Raw genomic sequence first — 24,572 nt, forward strand, 5'->3', positions numbered from 1 at the left:
GAGATATGTAAAAAGCTCAACCACATGGAGTGGTTGAGCTTTTTGATCAAGATAGTGTCTTCAGGGCTTCTTCGATTTGAGTATCTCCTGAAATCATTTCAAATGTTTTATGATAAGCATTTGGTTCTTGTAGGGAAGCGATCATTGTTTTGGCTACGTCTGCGCGAGGAATCGTGCCTCTTTCAACCGTTTCGCCTACCTGAATTTTGCTTGTCCCTTCATCGTTCGTCAAGCCGCCAGGACGTACGATGGTGTAGTCAAGCTCAGTCGATTTCAGGAAGTCATCTGCTTCCCCTTTCATTTCAAGGTAATGCTTCAATTCTTCAGGGCCTCGTTCTGGATCGCCCGCACCCATACCGCTCAACATAATGAATTTCTTTATGCCAAGATTTTCTGTGGCTTTCGCAAGGTTGATGGCTCCATCACGATCAACGGCTTCGGTTTGGTCCGCACCTGTACTTGAGCCTGATCCAGCGGCGAACATGACAGCGTCCATCCCTTTAACCGCATAACCGACATCCTTCGTCAGATCTGCGAGTACTGGGGTGCCGCCCAATTTTTCAACCGTCGCTTTTTGTTCTTCTTTACGGATCATGCCGTATGGTTCATGACCATCGGCCTTTAAATGTTGAATAAGTAGTCGTCCTGTATTTCCGTTTGCTCCTGCTACGAGTACTTTCATCTATAATCACGACTCCTTCTGGGAAATAAGATTACAATACTTATTTAGCCTGTTTCCGTATCTGGTAAACATACAGACCTGCCCTCAAGAAGGGAAGCAAAGCTCCTGGTAGTTACAACGCGCGCAGACTCTAGGGTCATCCTGCATAGGGAATTGTTCGATAGGAAGGGGTTCATTCTTCCCTGTATCCTCTAAATAGAGTTTCATCTGCTCCATACTGATCTGGTACAAGTGCTGGACATTGATGAGATCCTGTTCTGTTAAAAGATGTTCGACGTGTGTACCATCCACTAAATATTCGTTTCGTATGATGATATCGTCAAGGGATTCAATTCCATGCTCGTGTCTTAAATAAAGAGCATAAAGAGCAAGTTGGTTCCGGTCCTCATCGGAAGATTTTCCCGTTTTCCAATCCACAATAATCCATTTCTCATTATCAAGATCCTTATATACAAGGTCCATCACAATATAAACTTTCGCTTCGTCCGTCTTAAGGAAGCGGAAGGTTTCGGATTCCATAAACTTCATCTGTTCTTTGTTGCGTACATCAGTAAATGTTTTACTTGAGTGAAAATTGGCGACCGTTTTTTGGAGGCGGTCCGTGATCTTGCGCACTTTCGCTTCAGGGAGTGTGTCTGTCTGACTGTAATAGATTTCGTGAAGCATCGTATAGTGCTTCGGTCGGTTCATCCACAAATGCTCTTTCTTCGTTGATTCAATGAATCCTCGGTTTAAATGGTGGCGGACTTCATCCATAAATTCCTGTTCCGTCATGACCGATTGGTTTTTTAATACGCGTTGAATGGTTTGATAGATCAAATCGTGGACCACACTTCCGAAGTGCATTTCCAAGTTGGTCATTTTTTTCAAACGGTACGCTTGCTTGGCCAATGTGTCAGCCGAACGGAGCCATCCATTATGGGATACATAATAATCGTACGCATATTTTCTAAGGCAGGATAACATCGTTTTATGCCTGGACAGAGACCAGGATAATTCCGGGTAGGGTTTCACTTCAAACATGAGTAACATCCTTCGTTAGTTTCATAGATTTAGTGTTCCACTTCTATTCTTCAAAACAGAGAAGAGCATCGTGTTGGTATTCTCTCATTGATATTTTATCATGAATGACAACAACGCCTTCTTTTTCTAAAAGTTGACGTTGCCTGGAGGGGTCCTTCACAGCAATTTCTCCTTTTGCATTGACTACACGATGCCAAGGGAGTTCATGCTTTTCACTCATACTGTGAAGCGCACGGGCGACTTGTCTTGCCGCTCTGGGGTTTCCGGCGCATGCCGCAATTTGTCCGTATGACATAACACGCCCTTTTGGAATACTAAGGATGATTTGAATAATCCGTTGTGTGAATGGTTGCATTAATCGGCCTCCTTACTTAAATTTTACAAGATGGCGGGGCTTTGTGAATAGAAGCTTCCCCCTATTACTGATACAATTTCTATAGATGACAGAGAGGAGACGACTAGGATGAGCATACCTAAAGTATTAACAATTGCCGGTTCTGCTGCACAGGGGAGTGCCGGCATTCAAGCAGATCTTAAGACGTTCCAAGAATTCAATGTTTATGGCATGAGTGCGGTTACTGCCATTGTAGCGAATAATAAACAAACAGAACGAGGAATTTTCACCCACCCAATCGATGCCATAGAAGCCCAAATCTATGCTTCATTCGAACATGTGGGAGTGGATGCCCTTAAAACGGGCATGCTGTTCACCGACGAAATTATAAAAAAAGTGGCCGGTCTTATTAAAGCGTCTGAAGTCACGAATGTAGTGGTAGATCCTGTGATGATTGGAAAGATGGGATCTCAGTTATTAAAAGATGAGGCGATTGAATCCCTCACAAAAGAACTTGTCCCTCTGGCAAAAGTCGTAACCCCTAATTTACATGAAGCGGCAAGAATGCTTCAATGTGAAGTCCCTGAAACTCCTGAAGATATGAAGGTTGTGGCAAGGGACCTTTATCATCTTGGGGCAGAGTATGTGCTTGTAAAAGGAGGCAGTTTAAAAGGATACCCAGCGGTCGACATGCTCTATGACGGATCAAGCATTACCGAACTTGAAACGGAGAGAGTGGAGACTATTCATACGAGTGGGGCGGGATGTACGTATTCCGCTGCCATCGCGGCAGAACTTGCCAATGGGTATTCTGTCGAAGATGCGGTCAGACGGGCGAAGTCCTTCGTAACAAGCGCCATTCGCCACGCCTTATCCTTCGACCGCGGCATAGGATCCACCTACCATGCCGCTCATAGAATGATCAGTGATTAAAGTATATGGCAGAATCGCGGAAGACTAAGTTTCGAGGCTTTTGTGTGAGGTGGACTGGAGCGGCGAGTCACCCCCCGCCACCCAGGTGCTCAACCAGGCAAACAAAACCTGAAAACATCTCGAAATTAAGTCTTCTGCCATCCATATGTATGATATAAGAAATCCCCTCTTCACACATGGTGAGAGAGGGGATGGGGATTAACCGTTGATGCGGTCGTATTTATCAATTTGTTTCTTGCGGACAACATCCCAGCGGTTTTCTGGGTGTTCTTTACATTCTGCTGTACATGCGGCATGTTGCTCTTCTTCACATTCTTTACAGCATACATATTGACGGTTACATACCGGGTTACTGCAGTTGACCATACGATCTTCTGCTTTCCCGCAATGTTCGCACTCTGCAATGACCTTTTCTTCTACTTGGTTGATCGGAACAGAGATACGCTCGTCGAATACATACATTTTTCCATCGAAGAGCTCACCTTTGACTTCTGGGTCTTTGCCGTAAGTGGTGATTCCACCTTCAAGCTGATACACGTCTTCGACACCGTTTTTCTTAAGAATACCTGTCAATTTTTCGCAGCGAATTCCGCCTGTGCAGTAGGTAAGGACTTTCTTATCCTTCCATTGATCGGCATTTTCGGCGATCCATTCAGGGAACTCGCGGGAGTGGTTGACATCCGGCTGAATCGCGTTTCGGAAGTGGCCGATGCGGTATTCATATTCATTACGGCCGTCAATGACAATGGTATCTTCATCTTTCAGCATTTCATTGAATTCTTTTGGCTTCAAATGTTTACCGCCGAACGTTTTCGGATCGATATCATCTTCTTCAATACTCCAGTTGACTAGCTCAGGTTTCACGCGACAATGCATTTTCTTGAAAGCGTGTCCTTCATGCTCATCAATTTTGAAGTGGATATCTGCAAAACGCTCATCAGAGCGTACATAGTTCATATATTCTTCCACTTGTTCAACGGTACCTGAAACCGTTCCGTTCATCCCTTCGTGAGAAACGATAATACGTCCTTTCAAACCAAGGTCTTTACAGAATTTCAGGTGGTTTTGGCAATATTCTTCATAGTCAGGAAGGTCGACATACTTATAATACAGCAGAACTCGGTAATCTTTTGAGCTCATAAGTGATTCCTCCTATATTTATATCTATACAGTAGTAAATAACAGAAATGTCCATACTCCATCTTATTCGATTTGTATCCGGATTTCAAATGTCAGTTTTTTGAACAAATTCCATGCGTCTGATCCTGTATGAATAGAGGCACAAGACGATGATGGAAGCCGTCATTAAAACGATCAGTGAACCGAACGGCAGGATAAAATTCTCGGCTGTATAAGGTTGAGAACTAAACTCTAATAATATACCAGCAAGCACAGAGCCGGTCGCACTACCGATGAATTGCATCTGTTGTTTAAGACCGATTCCGGCACCGATCTGCTCTTTAGGCAGAATTCGTGAAACTTCATTTGTTGAACTGGAAGATAAACTAGAGAACCCGAAACTTGTAAACATATAAGCAATCATAATCATATACGGACTCTTTCCAGCCAGGAAAAAGAAAATGAGGGCTGAGATCATGAGTAGAACTTGCGACAAAAATAGGATTTTGATGTTTCCGTAGGCATCAATCAGTCGTCCCACATAAATGGCAGCTGCAGCTGATAGCATAGCGCCGGGGAAAATGATAAATCCAATGGCGGCTGCCCCGCGTCCATATACTTGCTCAAGCATGATCGGCATTAAAAACAGCACAGCGAAGTGTAGAGTGAATCCTATATAGCTTGTAAAGACAATTCGGCGGTAATGGCTGTTCTTTACAAGTTCAGGCTGGATAAAAGGCGCATTCGTCCGATTGACTCTCCACCATAGGAGAGAAGCAGCCAAGAGCCCGCTCAGCAAGTAGTATGGAGTTAACGTCGAAATGTATAGTAAAAACATGGTGGCACTGATACCGGATAGAAAAGCCCCGATAACATCAAAACGCCCTTTTTCAGATTTTTCAACAGGCATAAACTTGTACAGGACCGGGATTACGAGAAAAACCATGATGGTCACGATGAACAAGTAGTTCCAATTAAGATAATCGGTAATTAACCCGCCGATCACGGGGCCAAGTCCAAATCCTAAGGATGTTGCTGAGGCAATCAATGCATAGGCGCTTCCTCGTCTTGTCATAGGGATGTACCTTCCGGCGAAGACCATGGATAAACCTGGGATCGCTGCCGCTCCTGCCGCCTGACATAGCCGAGCAATCAACAGCCAAACGTAACTGTCCGCTAAAAATCCGATGATGGAAGAAAGGCTGAAAATACAGATCCCTATCGTTAATAATGTCCGGATAGGCATATAGTCAGACAAGCGCGTAAAGGTAATCGTGAAAATCGCTAACACAATCGAGTAACCTGAAACAATCCAGGCTCCTTCGGAAGGCATGAGCGAGAAATCTTTTAATATATTTGGTAAAGCAATGTTGAACATCGTTGTGTTCATCACAACAATCAAAATTGTAGCTGCTAAAATGAATACCGTACGAAAATGTTCCTGGGAAGGACGAGAGGTCAGTGGCATATCGTCTCTTCTTCCTTTCTATTATTTCATTAGACACTCGAAATACTATACCACAAGTTTCCTAGAGAGAAAAATGACAAGCGTAAAAACTCCCGTTGACGGCTGCAACGGGAGTTTATTTATGTTCTGAGGCAGAGTTAGGTTCAGAGGTGAACTTATTGTCCCATGGATCAACAACTACTCAGTGCCTTCCGTGTTATAGAACTTTTGCACCCAGGGTTGTCTCAAAGTGTGATAAAGCCCATGCATGGCCAGCTTCATTAAAGCTTGCAACTCCATCTTTGTGTACATGGATGTGATAACCAAGGTTATATGCATCGATAGCTGAATGGAGCACACAGATATCTGTACAGACTCCAACAAGGTGGAGATCGGTGATCCCGCGTTCTCTCAGCTTCAAATCCAAGTCTGTTCCAGCGAAGGCACTGTAACGGGTTTTATCCATGTAAAGGGTATTGGGCTTATGCTGATTCTCTTCGTGAAGATTCTTTAGTGATCCGTACAACTCTCGTCCTTTTGTTCCCCGGATGTTGTGAGGAGGGAAAAGGTCTGTCTCGGGATGGTAAGGGTCACCTTCTTCGTGAACGTCGACTCCAAATACGACAAGGTCTTCCTCAGTGATAAATGTTTCCGTTACATCATGAATGTACTTTTCCAGCGCTTGAGCGGGTGGTCCGCAGGTCAATGCCCCTTCATTTTCTACAAAGTCGTTCGTGTAATCGATGACAATTAAAGCACGTTTCACTATATCCCCTCCCGGTGTCTTTACACTTATCTTAACAGAAGGGAGGCAGAAGCGTGCACTCAAAAGTCGGGAATATGCTTTGCGGAGGTCACTTTACGATTCATAGCCATGAACAAAAGTGCCCCTGAGAGCACAAGGAGAGCACTTGTAACGAAAAATACCATAGAAAACCCGTAAGCCCCAGCAATCATACCGCCCATAGATGGACCAATGATATTTCCGAGGAAACGGATGCTTGTGTTATAACCTAATACTTCACCCTGCATGGCGACTGGGGCCTCTTGGCGGATGTAAGCGGTACGTACAGGGATAATGCCGCCAATGGATACTCCTAACAAAAAGCGGAGGACAACCAGTTGCCAAATGTTCGTTACGAAGGCGGCAGGGAGATAAACGATTCCTGCCATGAATAAAAGGAAAACGAGGATCTTCACATAACCGATATGATCGGCGATTTTCCCCCACTGTTTGGCCATCATCAAGTTCCCTAGCCCTGCTGCTGAAAAGGCGATTCCTGAGAACAAAGCTATGTTTTCCGGGCCGTGCAAATCACCGACGAATAATGAAAGGATCGGTTGAATACTGAAATGGGCCATTTGCACAAATAAAGAAACAATCATAACCATGAATAGCACGGGGTGCTTGAAGATGTGGGCAAGCACCTCTTTGGATTGATAGCTTGTTTTCTCATGGTCTCCTTCTTTTTTAATCCGCTGTTCATGAATCCCAAAGAATACGATGAGAGCAGAAAGAGCGATTGTAATGGATACATATTGAAAAGTAGACGCATATCCAATGGAATCTGCAATCCAACCTCCGAGCAACGGTCCCATTAAACTTCCAGTGATACTACCTGTCTGCAATGAACCTAGAACTTGGCCGGCGATATTTTTAGGCGTCTGGGTAGAAATCAGTGCTTGTGACATGGGAATGAATCCTGTGAAGACACCCATGAATAAACGGAGGAGAAAGAGTTGCCACACGGAGGATACGTTCCCCATAAGAAATACAGAGAGTGCAAGTCCTGTAGCAGAGATAATTAATATGTTCTTTCTCCCATATTTATCTCCAATTTTCCCCCAGATTGGAGAACATAGAAAAGCGGACACGAACGTGATACCGAACACCCATCCAGACTAGGTTTGGACATAGGCATCTGGATAACTCCCGAGTTCTTCTATATATAAAGATAAAAACGGCAGGACCATCGTAATACTGCCAGCTATAAAAAAATTGGCAAACCACATGATCCACAGGTTCCGTTTCGCCTGGGATTCGTTAGTAAGGATAATATCCCTTCTTCCTTGTTATTTCGACACCCTAAATATATAACACAATTCCATATAAAGGGGAACCTTGAACAACTATGTTCCAGATTTTTTTGCAGTTATAAGTTTTTTATTGGTAAGGAAGGGAATTCCAATTATATCTCCTGGTTGTTAACGGTTGCAAAACATGTATATACAAATTATAATCATAGATAACTGATGTATATACAAGTTACAAGGGCTTCATTGAAAGCGTTTGAGGAGGAGAAACATATGTTTAAGAAATTGTTTGGAAATAAAGAGACAGAATTGAAAGTGGCTTCACCATTATCAGGAAAGAAGGTAACTCTGGAAGAAGTGCCAGATCCCGTATTCTCACAGAAAATGATGGGGGAAGGAATTGCAGTAGAACCAAAAGACGGCGAAGTACTTAGCCCTGTGGAAGGTACGATTGTTCAATTGTTCCCAACGAAGCATGCGGTAGGTTTGGAAACCAAGAGTGGTGCAGAAATTCTAATCCATATTGGTCTTGAAACCGTTGCAATGGATGGAGAAGGCTTTGAAGCTTTTGTTTCTCAAGGGGACAAAGTGAAAGTAGGAGACAAATTGATTTCCTTTGACCTGGACCTTGTGAAAGAAAAGGCGAAGAGCACAGTAACACCGATCATTATCACGAACAGTGATGACTTTGATGTGCATGTGGCTGAAGAAGTTGAATTGACCGCAGGTTCTACACCATTAATAACGGTGAAGAAAAAGTAAAAAACACTTCAGGAGGTAGAGAAAATGAACCATAAGAAACAGGCCGAGCAGATTTTAGAAGCTATCGGCGGGAAGGAAAACTTGTCTGCTGCAACCCACTGTGTCACACGGCTTCGATTGGCGTTACATGATGAAGGCATAGTTGATCAGGAAAAGCTGAATAATATTGATGCGGTAAAAGGGTCATTCTCAACAAATGGTCAGTTTCAAATTGTAGTCGGACAGGGGACTGTTGATAAAGTTTATAAAGAGTTCGTAGCTCTTGCTGGAGTCGGTGAATCTTCCAAAGAAGAAGTAAAAGAGGCTTCTAAAGGAAATATGAACCCTCTTCAAAGAGCCATTAAAACGCTTGCTGATATTTTCATTCCGATCCTTCCAGCGATCGTAACCGCTGGTTTGCTGCTTGGTATTAATAATATCTTGACAGCTCAGGGGATATTCTGGGACGAACAGTCCATTATTGATGTGTATCCACAATGGTCTGGAATAGCGAACATGATCATTATCATAGCCAATACGGCCTTTGTGTTCTTACCAGGACTCATCGGTTGGTCCGCGGTTAAGAAATTCGGAGGTAGTCCGATCTTAGGTATTGTCATAGGTCTCGTGCTTGTACACCCTGATCTACTGAATGCGTGGTCATACGGGGATGCCGTAGCTGAAGGGTCAGTACCGACTTGGGATTTATTCGGATTAACCGTTGAGAAGATCGGTTATCAGGGACAAGTCCTGCCCGTTCTTGTTGCGTCTTATTTATTGACTAAAATAGAACTATTCTTACGTAACCGTATCCCTGATAATATACAGTTGCTATTTGTTGGACCGATTTCCTTGTTAGTAACAGGGTTCTTGACATTCATCATTATTGGACCAATTACTTTTGCTATCGGTAACTGGATCACAGATGCCCTTGTAGCAACATTCGATACTTTCGCGTGGTTAGGCGGTCTTATTTACGGTGGTTTATACGGGGTGCTCGTCATTACAGGTATGCACCATACATTCCTTGCTGTGGATATTCAGTTGGTTGGGAGCACGGGAACAACATTCTTGTGGCCGATGCTTGCTCTATCCAATATCGCTCAAGGTTCTGCTGCATTCGCCATCTGGTTAGCTTCAAAAGATGATAAGCTCAAAGGTTTGGGTGTATCTTCTGGTATCTCTGCATGGCTTGGGATTACAGAACCAGCATTATTCGGGGTGAACCTGCGCTTTAAGTATCCATTCATCATTGCCATTACTTCCTCTGCCATCGCTGGTCTTTATATCTCTGCGCAAGGAGTATTGGCAAGCTCTATCGGAGTCGGTGGTGTGCCTGGGATCTTCTCAATCGTTGCGGAGTACTGGCTGGACTTTGCTATCGGTATGGTCATCGTCATTGTCCTTCCGCTCGTAGGAACGTACCTCTATGCGAAGCGTAAAAAAGACGTATAAAAATTAATAAAACGGTGGTGCTACAATGATTGAACAACCTTGGTGGAAAAAAGCTGTCGTTTATCAAATTTATCCGAAAAGCTTCAATGACACGACAGGAAATGGTGTCGGTGATATCCAGGGTATTATTGAGAAATTGGATTACTTGCATAAACTCGGGGTCGATGTGCTTTGGCTGACCCCGATGTACAAGTCTCCTCAAAATGATAATGGATATGATATCAGCGACTATTATGACATCCATGATGAATACGGGACGATGCAGGACTTTGAAAGGCTGCTTGAAGAAACACATAACCGTGGCATGAAGCTCATCATGGACATCGTTGTCAACCACACGTCTACGGAACATCAATGGTTCCAAGAGGCTAAAAAGTCAAAAGACAATCCTTATCGTAACTATTACATCTGGCGTGATCCTGTAAACGGGGAAGAGCCGACGAATTGGCAATCTAAATTCGGCGGTAATGCGTGGGAGTATGACGAGCAAACAGGGCAGTACTACTTGCACTTGTTCGACGTTACTCAGGCCGATTTAAACTGGGAAAATGAACAGATGCGTGAAGACATCTACGAAATGATGCGTTTCTGGGGTGAAAAAGGTGTGGATGGATTCCGCCTTGATGTGATCAACCTCATCTCCAAAAATCAGGAGTTTCCGAATGATGATGGGAGTGTTGCACCCGGAGACGGGCGCAAATACTATACGGACGGACCTCGTGTGCATGAATTCATGCAGGAAATGAACCGTGAAGTTTTTAAACCCTACGACTTAATGACCGTTGGAGAAATGTCATCAACGAGTATCGAGCACTGTATTAAATATACGGCTCCTGACCGTGAAGAGCTGAGTATGACATTCAACTTCCATCACTTGAAAGTGGACTATCCAAACGGTGAAAAATGGACGGTCGCTGATTTTGATTTCCATGAGTTAAAACAGATTCTTTCCAAATGGCAGAGGGAAATGAATAAAGGAAATGGATGGAACGCCTTATTCTGGTGTAACCACGACCAGCCTCGTGTATTGTCAAGATTCGGAGACGATGAAAACTATCCCGAAGAATCCGGCAAAATGCTTGCTACGACCATTCATATGATGCAGGGAACACCTTACATTTATCAGGGAGAGGAATTTGGGATGACCAATCCTAAGTTCGAAAGCATCGACCGTTACCGGGATGTCGAATCGCTGAATATGTTTGAAGAGTTCAAAGCAAAAGGGGTCAGTGAAAAGGAGATCATTGAGATTTTAAAACAGAAGTCTCGTGACAACTCTCGTACTCCTGTACAATGGAATAGAGAAGAAAATGCCGGCTTTACTGAAGGAACCCCATGGATTGATGTAGCGGATAATTATAAAGAAATTAATGCAGAAGTGGTCATGAACAAAGAAGATTCCATCTTCAACCACTATCAAAAATTAATTGAATTACGTAAGTCTCACGACATCATCACACACGGAGATTATCGTTTGTTGACACCAGACCATAACCAGGTGTTTGCTTATCTACGTGAATGGAATGGGGAACAGTTGCTTGTTGTGAATAACTTCTACAGTGAAGAAACGACGTTCACACTGCCAGAAGATGCCCATGTAACCGGTGAGGCTGACATCCTTCTAAGCAACTATTATGATTCTACAAAAGATTACCGTGACATCAGCCTTCGCCCGTACGAGTCGGTCGTTTATCATCTTACCGATGAATAGGTGAGGGGGCGCAGTATGAAAAACAAATATGTCGAGATTTATCATAATCTCGTCAAAGATATTCAGAAGGGAGAGTACGCAGCAGGAGGTACTCTCCCTTCTGAGCACGAATTGTGCGCACGATTTGAGACATCAAGAGAGACCATCCGTAAAGCTTTAAACCTGCTTTCTCAGAATGGTTACATTCAAAAAGTGCGTGGGAAAGGATCGGTTGTTCTTGACCGGGATAAATTTGAGTTCCCGGTCTCAGGGCTGACGAGCTTTAAAGAGCTCTCGGATCGTTTGGGCCAGAGTTTTCAAACGCATGTTCACGAACTCACCCTTGTGAAAGAGGCAAAAGTTTGTCGTCAACTAAATTGTCAGGAAGGTTCTTATCTTTGGAAGGTCGTCCGTTCAAGGGAAATTGGCGGGGAGCGAATCATTCTAGATAAAGATTACTTAAGGCAGGATCTTGTGCCTGATCTTACAAAAGATATTGCTCAGACGTCGCTTTATCATTATATAGAAAATGAACTGGGGCTCGATATCAGCTTTGCAAAGAAAGAAATTGTGGTCGAGCCCGTGACGGTTGAAGATGAAGAATTTCTGGATTTAAATGGTCACAACCAAGTTGTTGTCATTCGCAGTTATGTCTATTTAGGAGATACAACCGCCTTTCAGTTTACAGAATCCAGGCACAGACCAGATAAATTTCAATTTGTCGACTTTGCAAGAAGAACAAAGGTGTAAGGGGAAGGGGGACCATGTCGGGTCCCTCTTTGTTTTTTTAGCGTTACACGTTAGAATAGGAATATCGAATAGTAAGGACGAGGTGGGCGAAATGTTCGTAATCGGGGCAACAAAAAAGTTACAAAATGAAATCGACCAACCAATTGAAGACTTAGAAGAATATAAGGATGTACCGGAAATATACCAGTGGCATGCAAACGTCGTCACAATCAATCGTAGAAAATGTCTTCTGTTGATGAATAACGCAACGGGGTTGAATCTGACGTTGTTCGGTTTGAGAAAGCAGCAATTTCAACATCTCGACAGTGTCATTAAAGGCTCATTAAAGCAATTGTTTCAACTGTTAGGGATAGAGAAAAAGATCGCCGATCAAATGTTAGAGGCGGCGGATGAAATCGTTTATACCAAAACGAAAAGCCGGAAAGTACTCGGTATGCTGAACGAAGTTAAATTTTTCTCTGAAGATAAGGTAGCAGGTAAGGCATACGAAGATATAGATGCTGCTGCAATAAATGAATTTAATAATAAACAACTCGTATTTTCTAATTTGGATCAGATTACTCCATATAAAGAATTTACTCGTTACTTTGAAAAGCAGTAGTGCTAAGGCACTGCTGCTTTTTGTTTTCTCAACAGTTGTTCAAGAATTTGAATACGTTTCCTTTATGAAGGATTTTATAGCTTAGGTGGATAATAATAATAAGGAGTTATGTTTCTATGATACACATGAGGGTATATTACATAATAAGGATTTCATATAAATGGAGGGTTATATAATGTTTTTCAAATCTTTTTTTGATGAAGAATTAGCACAGATGTCTTACATGATTGGCTGTCAAAAGACAGGGGAAGCCATGGTCATTGACCCTGCTCGAAATTTATCCCCCTACTATGAAACAGCTGAAAAAGAAGGGTTTCATCTGTCAGCGGCTGCAGAGACACATATCCATGCAGATTTTCTTTCAGGTGCAAGGGAGCTTGCGAACGAAAAGAACCTCAAATTGTACCTTTCTGATGAAGGTGATGAGGACTGGAAGTATCAATACCTGAATGAAATCAATTGTAAGCTTGTAAAAGATGGCGATGAAATTTATGTAGGAAATGTGAGACTCGACGTCATCCATACTCCTGGTCATACACCTGAAAGCTTATCATTTTTGTTAACGGATGAAGGAGGAGGTTCTTCTGTACCCATGGGAGTCTTTACCGGAGACTTTGTCTTCGTTGGCGATGTAGGACGACCGGATCTACTTGAAAAATCTGCCGGCGCAGAGGGTACAGCAAATAAGGGAGCAGCGGATATGTACCAATCCGTTCAACGTTTTAAAGAACTTCCGGATTATGTACAAGTATGGCCTGGACACGGGGCAGGAAGTGCCTGCGGCAAATCACTGGGGGCTGTACCTTCTTCCACGATAGGCTATGAAAAAGAAAACAACTGGGCATTAAAGCACACCGATGAGAAAGCTTTCACCGAAGAATTATTAGAGGGACAACCTGAACCACCAAAGTATTTTTCCATGATGAAAAAGCTGAACAAAGAGGGTCCATCTCTGGAAAAGGGTCGAGATGTAGAGCATATTTCGGTTTCGGATTTGGATGGATATATTTCTGATGAGTATATGGTGGTGGATACAAGACCATCATCTCAATTCTCAAACGGACACTTAAAAGGAACAATCAACATCCCTTATAATCGTTCGTTTACGAATTGGGCAGGCTGGTTGATTGAATATGATCAAAAGGTTGTAGTCATCGCGTCTGATGAAACCATCCCGGCAATTAAGCGTTCTTTAGAGTCGATTGGGTTGGATGACCTTGTTGGTTATGTGGATGAATCAGAGGTTAATGGCTATGGTGGATTAGAAACCTATGCAAGCATTACAGCAGAAGAGCTCGAAAACAAATTCAGAGGTCATGAGGATTATGTCATCATCGATGTAAGGAATGATAGTGAATGGGACGATGACCATATCGAAGAAGCTCAGCACATCATGCTCGGAAAGCTGAAAGAGAGTATAGAGGATGTACCTTCCAATAAAACACCGATTGTCCATTGTCAGTCAGGCATGAGGTCAGCGATTGCTGCAAGTTTATTGCAGGCCTATGGATACAAGGATGTATTGAACTTGAAAGGTGGATTTTCAGCCTGGAAAGAGCATAAAGAAAAAATAAAATCTTAGTCACTCAAAAACCTGCCCGGAGATCTCCGGGCAGGTTTTTTAAAGCAAAAAAAGACCTCTACCATAAAGATAGAGGCAAAAGTTTGTATAGGTATAGGATTAGGGGAGGTGTTAATTATATAAAAATTGAATTAACACACAAAATTAAAAATGAAAATTAATGTTACAGAAAATTAAATCTGATCCACAACTAGTGGTCTAGGATAAGTTTCATCCATAGCACTGTCGGTGTAGGTTACACCTGCTGAAAGAGAAACAGCAAGGCCAACTAGTGCAATTAAGCTTAAAAGCTTTTTCATAAAACAGTCCCTCCTAAATTAGAGTATTTATTTAACAAATCAATTGCTAACCTAAGGTATTTTGTTGATTTCTTATAGCTTCTTTCTCCTTCTAAGAGTTCAGAAACTATTATCGAATATCTGATAACAAATCTAGGCAATTTTTTATTTTGAAAGTGAGGGATTGCAATATTTTCCAGGTAATCAATGGTGTGGTTGTCCTTTTCAATAAGCATGGAATATACGTTTAAATGAATTTCGTCCGTTGTAGTATCCAACTTTGAGGACCTTAAATGGGTATATCCTCTTTGAATCCATTCTTTACAATCTTCATAATTGCTTAATTTATAGTTTTCTAATATTAAGCAATGAATAGTTTCAAAGATTTCCAAATCGGAAGCTGTATCAGTACGGTAGGGTAAGCTTCTTTTGTAGTTTAAAAGAGCAGTTTCATACTGTCCTCTACGAGCTTCTATCACACCGATGTTGTGATAGATCACACCTAATTGATAGTGATTGTTAGTTTGGGTAGCTATTTTGCTAACTAGATGGTAATTTTCAAGTGATTTGGCATAGTTTTTCAATCGACCATAATTAATCCCTAAAAGGATATGACAGTCTGCGCTCTTACCAAGGTTATATTGTTTTTGGTAAAGGGATAGAGCTTGATCTGCATAAAATATGGATGCAGAGATATGGTTGGATTGGGATGAACTTAGTGCGAGTAAATAGTATAGATCGCTTTCTTCCCACTCTTTTACCTCGACTGAAACACTGTAGTTTTTAGCTTCCATTAATTGTTGGAAGGAATCTTCAAAATCCCCACGGTAATACTTGAGTAATCCCGTGCTTAAATGGAAATAATACCTCATCTCTTCATCAAATGTATCCTCATGCTGACGGATATTTTTCCATGCTTCATAAGCCTCCTCCACCTCATTTTCTAATAACAGATGGCGAATGCGGAACAACTCGAAAAATATATACAAATGATGATTATTCAGCGTATCTTTTTGTTGTTTAAGTTCTTCCTTTAACTCCCTGGCCTCTTCTTTCCGTTTAAAGACGATCATTTCATACCATTCCTTCAATTTTTCTTTGGAAGGGTGATGATAAGAAGAGTCATGGAAATCGAGCCCTAGACGTTCATAGAGGTGTTCAAGTACCTCGAACGCGGGAACGGTTTGGTCGTTCTCAATCTTAGACAAATACGCCGGCGAGATTATCCCATCTGCGAGCTGGTTTTGGGTTAAACCTTGCTTCACGCGATGGAATCGAAGCACTTTACCATATTCCATTTTTCTCACACCTAGTTGATCAACTGTTGATTTTTCAGAGTGTTTGCTCTTTCAAATCTATATTTAGAATACATGTTCGTTCTGGGATTTTCAACAAAATTCACTAGTTTCCCAAGTCGGGAAAAATTTGTGGCTTAAAGGGGACTTTGGGAGGGGGACTTTCATAGATTCCCATTTTATGGTTCTCTTTCGCCTTCAAAGAGGAACTTTTTGGAACCTATGAGTAATCATACAACATAACGGGTATAAAAGGTATAGGAATTTTATAAAAAGTATCATCAAGACCGTCATGAACTACAAGTGAGAAGGAGGAATAATTGTGGGATATAACGTCACACAAAAATTAATTAAGGATCACTTGGTAGAGGGGGAGATGAATCCGGGATCGGAGATTGGACTGAAAATTGATCAAACGCTTACACAGGATGCGACCGGGACGATGGTTATGCTTGAACTGGAAGCGATGGGCATTGATCGGGCAAAAACGGAAGCTTCCGCGCAATATGTGGATCACAACTTAATTCAGGAAGATAGCAAAAACCCGGATGATCACCTTTTTCTTGAGAGTGCCGCAAAGCGATTCGGATTGCATTTTAGTAGACCGGGAAATGGTGTGAGCCACCCTGTTCATATGCAGCGGCTTGGGAAGCCTGGAAAGACGCTGCTTGGTTCGGACAGTCATACATGTGCCAATGGTTGTATGGGGATGCTTGCCATGGGCGCAGGCGGAATTGATGTAGCTATGGCCATCGCTGGTGAGCCTTTCTATGTAAAAATGCCGAAAGTCTGGGGAGTAAAAGTGACGGGAGAGCTTCCAGACTGGGTCAGTGCGAAGGATGCCATTTTAGAGATGCTTAAAAGGCATGGAGTCAAAGGCGGTGTCAACCATGTCTTTGAATACTATGGTCCTGGTTTGAAAAACTTAACAGCCATGGATCGTCACGTGATTGCCAACATGGGTGCTGAGCTTGGAGCCACAGGTACGGTTTTTCCATCAGACGAAGAAACGAAGCGCTTTATGAAGCTTCAAGGAAGAGAAAATGAGTGGATAGAACTAGTTGCAGATAATGATGCGACGTATGACGTACATGATGAGCTGGATCTTTCTTCATTAGGACCGATGGTGGCCAAACCATCAAGTCCGGGAAATGTCGTTCCAGTAGAAGAAGTGGAAGGAGAGCCCATCTACCAGTCGTATATTGGTTCATCAGCGAACCCTGGGTACCGGGACTTCGCAATTGCTTCGAAAATTGTAGAAGGAAGGCATATTGCGGATGGTGTATCCTTTGATTTGAACCCGACTTCCCGTCAGATGTTGATTGACTTGTCCCAGGAAGGTCATATCGCTAACTTCCTTCAAGCGGGGGGGAGATTGCACCAGGCCGGCTGTAACGGATGTATTGGAATGGGGCAGGCGCCTGCAACAGGCAGGAACAGTTTACGTACGACCCCAAGGAACTTTCCGGGGCGATCAGGTACAAAAGAGGATAGTGTTTTCTTATGCAGTCCTGAAACGGCTGCCGTCTCAGCTCTGACAGGAAAGATTACAGACCCGAGAAAATCAGCGTTCGACTTTCCAAAGGTGAAGGACTTGGACAATCCAACGGTGGACACAAGATTACTTGATGAACCTTTATCTTTTGAGGAAGCGAAAGATGTAGAATTAGTCAAAGGTCCAAATGTGGCCTCCATCCCTGAGATGGGTGAACTTCCGGATGATCTGGAACTGCCTATTTTACTTAAGATGGGAAATGATATTTCCACAGATGAAATACTAGCAGGTGGAGCTCGTGTCCTTCCTTATCGAAGCAACCTACCTGAAATCAGTAAATTTACGTTCGAAATTGTTGACGAAACGTATTACGATCGCGCAATGGAAGCGAGAGAGGACGGCGGTCACGCTGTCGTGGCCGGGGCGAACTATGGGCAAGGGTCCAGTCGTGAGCATGCAGCTCTCGCACCGAAATATCTCGGTCTTAAAGTGGCCATTGTGGAAGACTTTGCACGGATTCACTGGCAGAACCTTGCTAACTTTGGAGTATTGCCATTGACCTTTACCGACCCATCCGACCTCAATGACTTGGAGCAAGGAGATGTCCTTGTATTCAAAGGTCTTAGAGATAAAATTAAGCAGTCTCCTCAAGTGGAAGTTGAAGTAAAAGGAAAAGATAAAACTCTGAAACTTGAGCATGCCCTGTCTGATCGACAGATTGAAATCATGCAAATGGGAGGCTTAATCAACTGGGTGAAAAACAGATTGGAATCATAAAGAAACTCCGGCTGGGTTCACCCCGCCGGAGTTTTTAGTATAGATGTATTTATGATCTTGATGTGTCCAGTGGAGTCAAGCTTTCTTCAATCTCCTTACGTTTGTGCTCTAGAAAGGGGGGGAGAGCAAGGCTCTCTCCAAGATGATCTACGTCCTCATCTGTAGCGAAACCGGGTCCATCAGTAGCAAGTTCAAAAAGGATGTGGTTGGCCTCACGGAAATACAGGGACTTGAAGTAGTAGCGATCAACAAGGCCAGAGTTTGGATAACCTGCGGCTTGAATGATTTCCTGCCATTTCTTAAGTTCATCCTCATCATTTACACGGAAGGCTACATGATGAACGCTTCCACGGCCTGGTTTTTCGGGCTGGCCATCGGGCTCTTCTTCCACATGAACTTCTGCTCCGGTTCCTCCCTCTCCGGTTTCATAAACGACCCATTGCTCATAAGTTCCTTTTTTCCGAAATCCTAAGAGCTCGGTAAGGACTTTTTCCGTTTTAGCTGTATCGTTTACGGTGAGGTGAACGGGACCAAGTCCGGTAATCCCATATTCCTCGGGTACAGTAGAATGCTCCCATGCTTTTCCGGCTTCTACACCGCTATTGCTTTCATCAGATATGAGAATGAGCCGTTGTCCTTCGGGATCACGGAAGAAGAGCGTGTTTCGACCGTGTCTTTCTCTAATCTCATCTTGTTCAACAGAATGTTCTTCGAAGCGTTTCTTCCAATACTTCAGAGCTTCATCGCTTTTTACACGAAGCGATGTGGTGGAGATGCTTCGCGTTCCGGGATACGTATGGCCTGCACGGTGAATTTCGAAAAAGGTTAAGTCTGTTCCAGGTCGACCTTCCTCATCAGCATAGAAAAGGTGATACATGGAAGGTGCATCCTGATTGACTGTTTTCTTGACTAAGCGCATGCCCATAACTTTTGTATAGAAATCATAATTGCTTTTTGCATTGGCGGTAATAGCTGAAACGTGATGAATGCCCTTGAGTTGCATGGTCATTCCTCCTTGTTTTCAATAATCTTGAATTCGAGATAATTATATTATTTTTATATATAACTGTCAAAGCTCCTGTTTAGCCTTTTCTTTCAAAAGGAAAAATCCTCGTGTGCAGTGACTTTGAGAAATAAGTGATAGGCTTTGTTTCAAATATAGAAGGGGGCAGGAAATCCACAAGTTGGTTGATTTGGATATTCGCTTCCGCTTTTTGCAGCCTCCAGTTCTTATGGAGAATAGGACCTTTGTAAATCTTAGAACGGCCTTTTACCACCCACAAGGCATACCTTTCAGTTAACCAATAAAGGAGAGATCCGGGCTGAGCGTGTACCGGTTTCGATACTGTATGAAAGCTTGCGTGAAAATGAGAAGCTGGATATCCTTCGTGGGTTCGTCTGCTTGTAAAATGATACCCCGTCTCTGTATGGTCCATTCTCATTTTCGCGTGGACATAAGGCAGTCCAAACAGGGTACGGGCTAAAAACACACCAAGAGGGTGGTTGGCATCGAGAGTGATGAAATAGACCCCTGGTTCACCTTTGAACGTAACGTATGTGCGAACATTTAATTCAAGCAGTTGATTTCCAAATGGGAGAGAGGGGAGAGCACGAAAGCGGATATTTTGCATGCGGAAGGGAACGATGGCAATCCAGGCTGAATGGTCATACTGGTCGATAGTAAAGGCAGAAGGAATGAAAGGGCGTAATACTTCTGCCGGGACAGGCCAATGCATAAAAATCAAGTCATTCCATTCTTGATGCATAATCCAATGATTTCGGTCCATGTATATCACCTCTATCATGGTTTACCCTGAGGATCATTGAATCATACATCTCAGTGCTTTCATGATGATGGAGTATTAAAAATTATAGTTTATTCATTAACTTCTCTTCCTTTTCTCTTTTTGAAATTTCCTCTTTCAACATATAAATGAATTCGTCTTCAAGCTTCAAGTCTATAGCTCTTAGGAGTGTATCTTTTAATAACCTTGAAGAGAGCTGCTCAATGATCATTTTTTGGCCCCCTACATAGTCGGTTTTATCATTTCCATCGAAACACTGGCCGTTCCTATGATATTGCCCTTGGAATCGTGGATGGGCTTGCAGAAGGTATCATAGACGATGGTCCCCTCTGAGAGGGGGAAAGATACCACTTTTCTTATTGGTTTATTTTCTAACACTACTTTTTTCTTTATATTCAGTAATTCCTCTGTCGCTTCATGTTGAAAGATTTCGTCCACCCTTTTCCCGATGACTTTACTCATCGTAAAGTCAGGGTGATTATTGAAGAGCCATGTGTAACGATGTTCAAGATCACAGTGGGCAATGGTAATGGGGGAACCTGTGAGTGCTGCTTCAAAAGGCTCACTCAAATGTTCGGAAAAAAAGAGTGAAGGATTAATATGAAGGTAGGAAGCAATGCGAGAAGCGACCGTCATGCTTGGATTTCTTGTGCCATTCTCGATTTGAGCATAATAGGCACGGTCAATGTGGGCTCCTGCTGCAACTTCTTGTTGTGTTAATTGTTGTTCTTTTCTTAATTGAATTAGCCATCTTCTCATTTTTTCCACATCCTGATTTCTATTTTCATATAATTAGTTCGTTTTTTGTAGCTGGATTCCTTGTGGCAGATTGCTACAATATCATGGATTTTCCTTAAATTTATCGTTACATTCTCCATTCAAGGTGATACAAGGACCATAGGAGGTGTATCCTCATACATTCTCTTTCTACCATTATTATTCTAGCAAGAATATAAAAAAACGCCTATTTTATTGATGAGAATTTGTTATAATCAATCAGTCTGAAAGAAACGGAAAAATTACAAAATAAGCTTCTTCAGGGAGGGGAATCATTATGACATGGGATATATTGAACATACTAGCCGTGGCGGCGTTTGCTTTTAGTGGGGCTATTGTCGCGTTAAATGAAAGGTATGATATATTTGGCACGTTTATTCTTGGTATTGCGACACCATTCGCGGGAGGAATCATCAGGAATATTGCTCTAGATGTACCGGTCGTCCATGTTTGGGAACAAGGCTACCTCTTTTATGTAGCCCTTGGTACCATTGCCATTGTCTATTTCTTCCCTAAGACGTGGGTTATGACGTGGGACCGTTGGAATATATACCCGGATGCGATCGGTTTATCTGCCTTTGCTCTTCAAGGAGCATCTTTTGCTATAGAAAATGGCTTTCCTCTTGGGGGGATTATCTTCGCAGCAATTCTGACAGGCGTCGGGGGAGGGGTAACAAGGGATGTTCTGGCTCAGCGCAGGCCGATGGTCATGCACCAGGAAATTTACGCCGTGTGGGCATTAATGGCGGGGCTCCTTATAGGGGTAGGGTGGGTCGATATCGAAAGCGCCTGGCAAACGTATATGATATTCTTGCTCGTTATCATTTGCCGTGTTGCTTCCTTCCACCTAGGCTGGCATTTACGCTTCAGAGACCTATACCGTCTGTAAATTACTGAAGAGGTATCTTGTAGGGTATGGAATAACTCCGGAGGACTTGATCTCGAGACTCCTGTTGAGTGGATTGGGGCTTCGGGGTGTAACTCGCTTTCCGCGATAGAGCGGCAAGCCACCCCTGACCCCCCATATGGTAAACGAACCACGGTTATCTCGAAACTGAGTCTTCCACAATCGAGAGCTATAGTGGAAAAAGGATATAAAAAGCACTCAGAGGTTTAGCTCTCTGAGTGCTTCATTGTTTTTAATAGCGGAATAAGTCACCTGAGAGGTAACGCTCACCGGTGTCTGGTGCGATACATACGATCACTTCTCCCGGCTTTTTCTTTTTTGCAACCTGAATGGCTGCCCAACAGGCGGCCCCACAGGAAGTCCCAAGGAGCAAGCCTTCTTCACGAGCAAGCCTGCGAGTGATGTCATAGGCATCTTCATCTGTCACTTGGAAAATTTCGTCATATACTTCCTGGTTCAAGATGGATGGAACGAATCCCGGGCTTGTCCCAACAAGCTTATGCTTTCCAGGTTTTCCACCGGAAAGGACAGGGGAGCCCGCGGGTTCTGCTACATGGATGGTTACGTCTTCGTAACGTTTTTTCAGCTCTTCACCTGTTCCTGTAATGGTACCGCCTGTTCCAGCAGTAGAAACGAAAGCGGATAGAGGTTTGCCGAGCTCCTCCATAGCTTCTATAATTTCTGCCGCCGTTGTATGGCGGTGGGCGTCTGGATTAGCCATGTTTTCAAATTGCATAGGCATAAAGCTTCCTTCAATTTCATCGACCAATTCTTTCGCTTTGGCGATGGCTCCTGGCATTTTTTCATCCCCAGGTGTCAGAACGATCTCCGCACCGTAGGCCTTCAAAAGGTTGATCCGTTCTTGAGTCATCGTATCCGGCATGACAAGAATGGCTTTGTATCCTCTTGCAGCAGCGTTCATAGCAATTCCGATCCCTGTGTTTCCACTGGTCGGTTCGATGATCGTTGCTCCTTTTTTAAGGTGTCCATCTTTCTCCGCCTGTTCCATCATGTTGAAAGCGGCACGGTCTTTGACACTTCCGCTTGGGTTGTACTTTTCCAGCTTCATATAGATATCGGCTCCGCCTTCTGGCGCAATACGATTCAGCTTAACTAAAGGTGTATCTCCAATTAGATCGGCAATATTGTTAACCACACGCATATCTGTCACTTCCTTATTGTTGGGAATGGTAGTCCAATTTTATCATAATTGCATGGGCGGATTCATCTGCTTTGCTTATCACTCCATATGTTCATTTACAACTCGTTGTGCGAATTGGAAAGTGTTGCTTGGGACAGCAATTTTAAATGCCAGCTGGTTGGAATTTAAATTGAAGCGGTCGACCTTCACATTAAAATTGCTTGCCGTGTCCATTTGAGTGACAGCAACATAAATGTTTTCTTCGTTAGGGTTTACGATGACCCATTCAGGTAAGTTATAGTTGTCTTTCACGAATTCCAATACCTTTTTATTAGGTAGGGGGAGTTTCCCTAAGGAAATTTTCTCTTGCCTTAAAACAAGATCACCATTCTCCTGCACTTCAGGATGCAGCTCTACATTGATAGGGATGACCTGATCGAAGGCTTTAATGTTCCCTGATAACGTAACATTTCGGTCTAAGGTGATGGAATAGTCGAAAACGGTCTGGGTTGAAAGTTCTGAGAGGTATTCATTGGCGAGTTGCTCCATGTTTTCTTTCGTAGAAACGATGGTGAACTCTGCATCAGGGCTTTCTTTTTCCTGATCCACATTAACGATGGTATAAGAGCTTGGCAGAAAAACTAAAGCGACAAGCCAAATGACAACTCCTAAATTGATTAGAGCTAAAAGCCAAAAGGACGTTCTCCATTTATTATTTAACAATAGTCGTTTCATCTTATACATTCCACCTGTTATTGTTCGATGTCTTCTCTAATGTATTGTAACACGCGCTCCGCCATCTTTTTATAACCTCTTTCATTGGGATGGAACAAGTCTTCTTCCCAAAGGAGCTCTTCTTCGTTTCCTTCAAACAAGTCCCTAATGGGAATGAACGTGGCCTGTTCGTAGTCATCGGTTACTCGACGACTAATGTCATTCCAATCCCCCATAATTTGTCCGAGTTCGGGAATGTTCGTAAAGTACTGGTTAAAAGGGTTGTAGAGCCCCAGTAGATACACAGGAGCATCAGGATTCAATTCTTGAACCCTCGTGAAGATCTCACGCATACGGTCTTCATAACCTTCTTGTTCCTCAACAAAGTCCTGGTAATTCAAACTCGTAAAATTATTTTTTACTACTTTCATGACATCATTGGCACCTATAGTAATCAGAATCAAATCTGCTTCTTGCAGGGAATCAGTGATTTGTTCATCTTCCATCCGTTCGAGCATTTGGTCTGTCCGATTCCCTCTTTTTCCATAGTTTGTTATATCCAAGGTCTCTGTATTCGGGTTGGCATTGAAAGTTTCTTCAAGGATTCCAATATAACCACCATTTTCTGTAGAGTCTCCGACACCTTGAGTCAGAGAATCACCTATAGCTACGATCTGAAGGTCATCTTTAAGGAAAACATCCCGAGCATTTTCAATCACACTAGTAAAGACCTCACGCAACCCTTCGCTTAGTTTCCCTTCATTTGCTTCACTTTCCTGTTCATCCTCTTCCTCTTCCGGTTCAATCTGTTGGTCTTGAGCGGGAATGGTTTCCGCTGTTTGCTCTGAGTTGCTTGATTCAGGCGACGGTTCTTCTTCGGGGGTATATATAAAAGCTGCTACGATAAAAAAGGCGATCACGAAGGAGAGTGCGACGGCTGCCATCCATCTCCATTTTTTCAAATCTGAATCCCTCCTGAAGGGTAATCTCAC

The 24,572-nt window shown here is 43.0% G+C and carries 24 protein-coding genes and 1 pseudogene; 9 read left to right on the forward strand and 16 right to left on the reverse strand.

Annotation, left to right across the window (positions count from 1 at the left end; all coding sequences use genetic code 11):
* Positions 1-46 precede the first annotated feature (46 nt).
* The 3 genes from HFA01_RS08005 to HFA01_RS08015 all read right to left on the reverse strand — a co-directional run bounded on the left by HFA01_RS08005 (position 47) and on the right by HFA01_RS08015 (position 2,060).
* A complete protein-coding gene (locus HFA01_RS08005) occupies positions 47-682 on the reverse strand; it encodes an SDR family oxidoreductase (protein ID WP_146814992.1) in 636 nt (211 codons plus the stop codon).
* A gap of 84 nt (positions 683-766) precedes the next feature.
* The gene (locus HFA01_RS08010; RefSeq protein ID WP_146814994.1) at positions 767-1,705 is read right to left on the reverse strand and encodes a PD-(D/E)XK nuclease family protein; all 939 of its coding nucleotides are present in this window, start codon (positions 1,703-1,705) and stop codon (positions 767-769) included.
* A 43-nt stretch (positions 1,706-1,748) separates the two neighbouring features.
* Positions 1,749-2,060, reverse strand: coding sequence for an MGMT family protein (locus HFA01_RS08015; RefSeq protein WP_146814996.1), 312 nt, complete (start codon positions 2,058-2,060; stop codon positions 1,749-1,751).
* A gap of 108 nt (positions 2,061-2,168) precedes the next feature.
* Between HFA01_RS08015 and thiD the strand changes: the two genes are divergently transcribed.
* The gene (thiD, locus tag HFA01_RS08020; RefSeq protein ID WP_146814998.1) at positions 2,169-2,972 is read left to right on the forward strand and encodes a bifunctional hydroxymethylpyrimidine kinase/phosphomethylpyrimidine kinase; all 804 of its coding nucleotides are present in this window, start codon (positions 2,169-2,171) and stop codon (positions 2,970-2,972) included.
* A 198-nt stretch (positions 2,973-3,170) separates the two neighbouring features.
* Here thiD and trhO read toward each other — a convergent pair whose 3' ends face one another.
* The 4 genes and pseudogenes from trhO to HFA01_RS08040 form a co-directional block, all read right to left on the reverse strand.
* Positions 3,171-4,112: an oxygen-dependent tRNA uridine(34) hydroxylase TrhO gene (gene trhO, locus HFA01_RS08025; RefSeq protein ID WP_146815000.1), complete on the reverse strand. Its 942-nt coding sequence runs from the start codon at positions 4,110-4,112 to the stop codon at positions 3,171-3,173.
* 85 nt (positions 4,113-4,197) lie between these two features.
* The gene (locus HFA01_RS08030; RefSeq protein WP_146815002.1) at positions 4,198-5,559 is read right to left on the reverse strand and encodes an MFS transporter; all 1,362 of its coding nucleotides are present in this window, start codon (positions 5,557-5,559) and stop codon (positions 4,198-4,200) included.
* Positions 5,560-5,755: 196 nt separating this feature from the next.
* Entirely contained in the window at positions 5,756-6,304 is a 549-nt protein-coding gene (locus HFA01_RS08035) for a cysteine hydrolase family protein (protein WP_146815004.1), read from the reverse strand.
* Positions 6,305-6,363: 59 nt separating this feature from the next.
* Positions 6,364-7,551: pseudogene (locus HFA01_RS08040) on the reverse strand (MFS transporter).
* Between the two features lie 294 nt (positions 7,552-7,845).
* On the opposite strand from HFA01_RS08040, the gene HFA01_RS08045 reads away from it, so the two are divergent.
* From HFA01_RS08045 to HFA01_RS08070, 6 genes are all read left to right on the forward strand, one after another.
* Positions 7,846-8,334 (forward strand): PTS sugar transporter subunit IIA, encoded by a 489-nt coding sequence (locus tag HFA01_RS08045; RefSeq protein WP_146815006.1) that lies wholly within the window; start codon positions 7,846-7,848, stop codon positions 8,332-8,334.
* Between the two features lie 24 nt (positions 8,335-8,358).
* Positions 8,359-9,768: a PTS system trehalose-specific EIIBC component gene (gene treP / locus HFA01_RS08050; RefSeq protein ID WP_146815008.1), complete on the forward strand. Its 1,410-nt coding sequence runs from the start codon at positions 8,359-8,361 to the stop codon at positions 9,766-9,768.
* A gap of 25 nt (positions 9,769-9,793) precedes the next feature.
* A complete protein-coding gene (gene treC / locus HFA01_RS08055; protein WP_174787812.1) occupies positions 9,794-11,479 on the forward strand; it encodes an alpha,alpha-phosphotrehalase in 1,686 nt (561 codons plus the stop codon).
* Positions 11,480-11,494: 15 nt separating this feature from the next.
* Positions 11,495-12,208, forward strand: coding sequence for a trehalose operon repressor (gene treR / locus HFA01_RS08060; RefSeq protein ID WP_146815010.1), 714 nt, complete (start codon positions 11,495-11,497; stop codon positions 12,206-12,208).
* Between the two features lie 91 nt (positions 12,209-12,299).
* Positions 12,300-12,809, forward strand: coding sequence for a DUF6933 domain-containing protein (locus tag HFA01_RS08065; RefSeq protein WP_146815012.1), 510 nt, complete (start codon positions 12,300-12,302; stop codon positions 12,807-12,809).
* A 175-nt stretch (positions 12,810-12,984) separates the two neighbouring features.
* On the forward strand, positions 12,985-14,391 hold the full coding sequence (locus HFA01_RS08070) for an MBL fold metallo-hydrolase (protein ID WP_146815014.1): 1,407 nt from the start codon (positions 12,985-12,987) through the stop codon (positions 14,389-14,391).
* A gap of 173 nt (positions 14,392-14,564) precedes the next feature.
* Here the strand turns inward: HFA01_RS08070 and HFA01_RS19155 are convergent, their stop codons facing one another.
* Complete coding sequence (locus tag HFA01_RS19155; RefSeq protein WP_281290470.1) at positions 14,565-14,690, reverse strand: hypothetical protein; 126 nt, start codon at positions 14,688-14,690, stop codon at positions 14,565-14,567.
* Positions 14,687-15,967 carry a helix-turn-helix transcriptional regulator gene (locus HFA01_RS08075; RefSeq protein ID WP_146815016.1) on the reverse strand — a complete coding sequence of 427 codons (1,281 nt, stop codon included), beginning with the start codon at positions 15,965-15,967 and terminating at the stop codon, positions 14,687-14,689. The genes HFA01_RS19155 and HFA01_RS08075 overlap by 4 nt, the downstream gene beginning before the upstream one ends.
* Before the next feature lie 319 nt (positions 15,968-16,286).
* Here HFA01_RS08075 and HFA01_RS08080 point away from each other — a divergent pair, with 319 nt between their 5' ends.
* The gene (locus HFA01_RS08080) at positions 16,287-18,236 is read left to right on the forward strand and encodes an aconitate hydratase (RefSeq protein WP_146815018.1); all 1,950 of its coding nucleotides are present in this window, start codon (positions 16,287-16,289) and stop codon (positions 18,234-18,236) included.
* A gap of 49 nt (positions 18,237-18,285) precedes the next feature.
* On the opposite strand, the gene HFA01_RS08085 is transcribed toward HFA01_RS08080, so the two are convergent.
* The 4 genes from HFA01_RS08085 to HFA01_RS08100 all read right to left on the reverse strand — a co-directional run bounded on the left by HFA01_RS08085 (position 18,286) and on the right by HFA01_RS08100 (position 20,800).
* The gene (locus tag HFA01_RS08085; protein ID WP_146815020.1) at positions 18,286-19,239 is read right to left on the reverse strand and encodes a ring-cleaving dioxygenase; all 954 of its coding nucleotides are present in this window, start codon (positions 19,237-19,239) and stop codon (positions 18,286-18,288) included.
* A 79-nt stretch (positions 19,240-19,318) separates the two neighbouring features.
* Positions 19,319-20,023, reverse strand: coding sequence for a YqjF family protein (locus HFA01_RS08090; protein ID WP_146815022.1), 705 nt, complete (start codon positions 20,021-20,023; stop codon positions 19,319-19,321).
* A gap of 82 nt (positions 20,024-20,105) precedes the next feature.
* A complete protein-coding gene (sda, locus tag HFA01_RS08095) occupies positions 20,106-20,252 on the reverse strand; it encodes a sporulation histidine kinase inhibitor Sda (protein WP_246139297.1) in 147 nt (48 codons plus the stop codon).
* An 11-nt stretch (positions 20,253-20,263) separates the two neighbouring features.
* Positions 20,264-20,800 (reverse strand): helix-turn-helix domain-containing protein, encoded by a 537-nt coding sequence (locus HFA01_RS08100; protein ID WP_146815024.1) that lies wholly within the window; start codon positions 20,798-20,800, stop codon positions 20,264-20,266.
* A 295-nt stretch (positions 20,801-21,095) separates the two neighbouring features.
* Here HFA01_RS08100 and HFA01_RS08105 point away from each other — a divergent pair, with 295 nt between their 5' ends.
* Positions 21,096-21,707 carry a trimeric intracellular cation channel family protein gene (locus HFA01_RS08105; protein ID WP_146815026.1) on the forward strand — a complete coding sequence of 204 codons (612 nt, stop codon included), beginning with the start codon at positions 21,096-21,098 and terminating at the stop codon, positions 21,705-21,707.
* A 250-nt stretch (positions 21,708-21,957) separates the two neighbouring features.
* On the opposite strand, the gene cysK is transcribed toward HFA01_RS08105, so the two are convergent.
* From cysK to HFA01_RS08120, 3 genes are all read right to left on the reverse strand, one after another.
* Positions 21,958-22,887, reverse strand: coding sequence for a cysteine synthase A (cysK, locus tag HFA01_RS08110; RefSeq protein WP_146815028.1), 930 nt, complete (start codon positions 22,885-22,887; stop codon positions 21,958-21,960).
* A gap of 78 nt (positions 22,888-22,965) precedes the next feature.
* The gene (locus tag HFA01_RS08115) at positions 22,966-23,601 is read right to left on the reverse strand and encodes a YpmS family protein (protein ID WP_146815030.1); all 636 of its coding nucleotides are present in this window, start codon (positions 23,599-23,601) and stop codon (positions 22,966-22,968) included.
* 17 nt (positions 23,602-23,618) lie between these two features.
* Positions 23,619-24,542, reverse strand: a complete 924-nt coding sequence (locus HFA01_RS08120) for an SGNH/GDSL hydrolase family protein (protein ID WP_146815033.1) — start codon at positions 24,540-24,542, stop codon at positions 23,619-23,621.
* Between the last annotated feature and the right edge of the window lie 30 nt (positions 24,543-24,572).

This window comes from Halobacillus faecis, assembly GCF_007991335.1.
Classification (GTDB): domain Bacteria; phylum Bacillota; class Bacilli; order Bacillales; family Halobacillaceae; genus Halobacillus; species Halobacillus faecis.

What these genes read in the sequence shown, in the direction of transcription:
- HFA01_RS08005 (WP_146814992.1), bottom strand. Translation starts at nt 682, where the DNA reads ATGAAAGTACTCGTAGCAGGAGCAAACGGAAATACAGGACGACTACTT.
- HFA01_RS08010 (WP_146814994.1), bottom strand. Translation starts at nt 1,705, where the DNA reads ATGTTTGAAGTGAAACCCTACCCGGAATTATCCTGGTCTCTGTCCAGG.
- HFA01_RS08015 (WP_146814996.1), bottom strand. Translation starts at nt 2,060, where the DNA reads ATGCAACCATTCACACAACGGATTATTCAAATCATCCTTAGTATTCCA.
- thiD (WP_146814998.1), top strand. Translation starts at nt 2,169, where the DNA reads ATGAGCATACCTAAAGTATTAACAATTGCCGGTTCTGCTGCACAGGGG.
- trhO (WP_146815000.1), bottom strand. Translation starts at nt 4,112, where the DNA reads ATGAGCTCAAAAGATTACCGAGTTCTGCTGTATTATAAGTATGTCGAC.
- HFA01_RS08030 (WP_146815002.1), bottom strand. Translation starts at nt 5,559, where the DNA reads ATGCCACTGACCTCTCGTCCTTCCCAGGAACATTTTCGTACGGTATTC.
- HFA01_RS08045 (WP_146815006.1), top strand. Translation starts at nt 7,846, where the DNA reads ATGTTTAAGAAATTGTTTGGAAATAAAGAGACAGAATTGAAAGTGGCT.
- treP (WP_146815008.1), top strand. Translation starts at nt 8,359, where the DNA reads ATGAACCATAAGAAACAGGCCGAGCAGATTTTAGAAGCTATCGGCGGG.
- treC (WP_174787812.1), top strand. Translation starts at nt 9,794, where the DNA reads ATGATTGAACAACCTTGGTGGAAAAAAGCTGTCGTTTATCAAATTTAT.
- treR (WP_146815010.1), top strand. Translation starts at nt 11,495, where the DNA reads ATGAAAAACAAATATGTCGAGATTTATCATAATCTCGTCAAAGATATT.
- HFA01_RS08065 (WP_146815012.1), top strand. Translation starts at nt 12,300, where the DNA reads ATGTTCGTAATCGGGGCAACAAAAAAGTTACAAAATGAAATCGACCAA.
- HFA01_RS08070 (WP_146815014.1), top strand. Translation starts at nt 12,985, where the DNA reads ATGTTTTTCAAATCTTTTTTTGATGAAGAATTAGCACAGATGTCTTAC.
- HFA01_RS19155 (WP_281290470.1), bottom strand. Translation starts at nt 14,690, where the DNA reads ATGAAAAAGCTTTTAAGCTTAATTGCACTAGTTGGCCTTGCTGTTTCT.
- HFA01_RS08075 (WP_146815016.1), bottom strand. Translation starts at nt 15,967, where the DNA reads ATGGAATATGGTAAAGTGCTTCGATTCCATCGCGTGAAGCAAGGTTTA.
- HFA01_RS08085 (WP_146815020.1), bottom strand. Translation starts at nt 19,239, where the DNA reads ATGCAACTCAAGGGCATTCATCACGTTTCAGCTATTACCGCCAATGCA.
- HFA01_RS08090 (WP_146815022.1), bottom strand. Translation starts at nt 20,023, where the DNA reads ATGGACCGAAATCATTGGATTATGCATCAAGAATGGAATGACTTGATT.
- sda (WP_246139297.1), bottom strand. Translation starts at nt 20,252, where the DNA reads ATGATCATTGAGCAGCTCTCTTCAAGGTTATTAAAAGATACACTCCTA.
- HFA01_RS08100 (WP_146815024.1), bottom strand. Translation starts at nt 20,800, where the DNA reads ATGAGAAGATGGCTAATTCAATTAAGAAAAGAACAACAATTAACACAA.
- HFA01_RS08105 (WP_146815026.1), top strand. Translation starts at nt 21,096, where the DNA reads ATGACATGGGATATATTGAACATACTAGCCGTGGCGGCGTTTGCTTTT.
- cysK (WP_146815028.1), bottom strand. Translation starts at nt 22,887, where the DNA reads ATGCGTGTGGTTAACAATATTGCCGATCTAATTGGAGATACACCTTTA.
- HFA01_RS08115 (WP_146815030.1), bottom strand. Translation starts at nt 23,601, where the DNA reads ATGAAACGACTATTGTTAAATAATAAATGGAGAACGTCCTTTTGGCTT.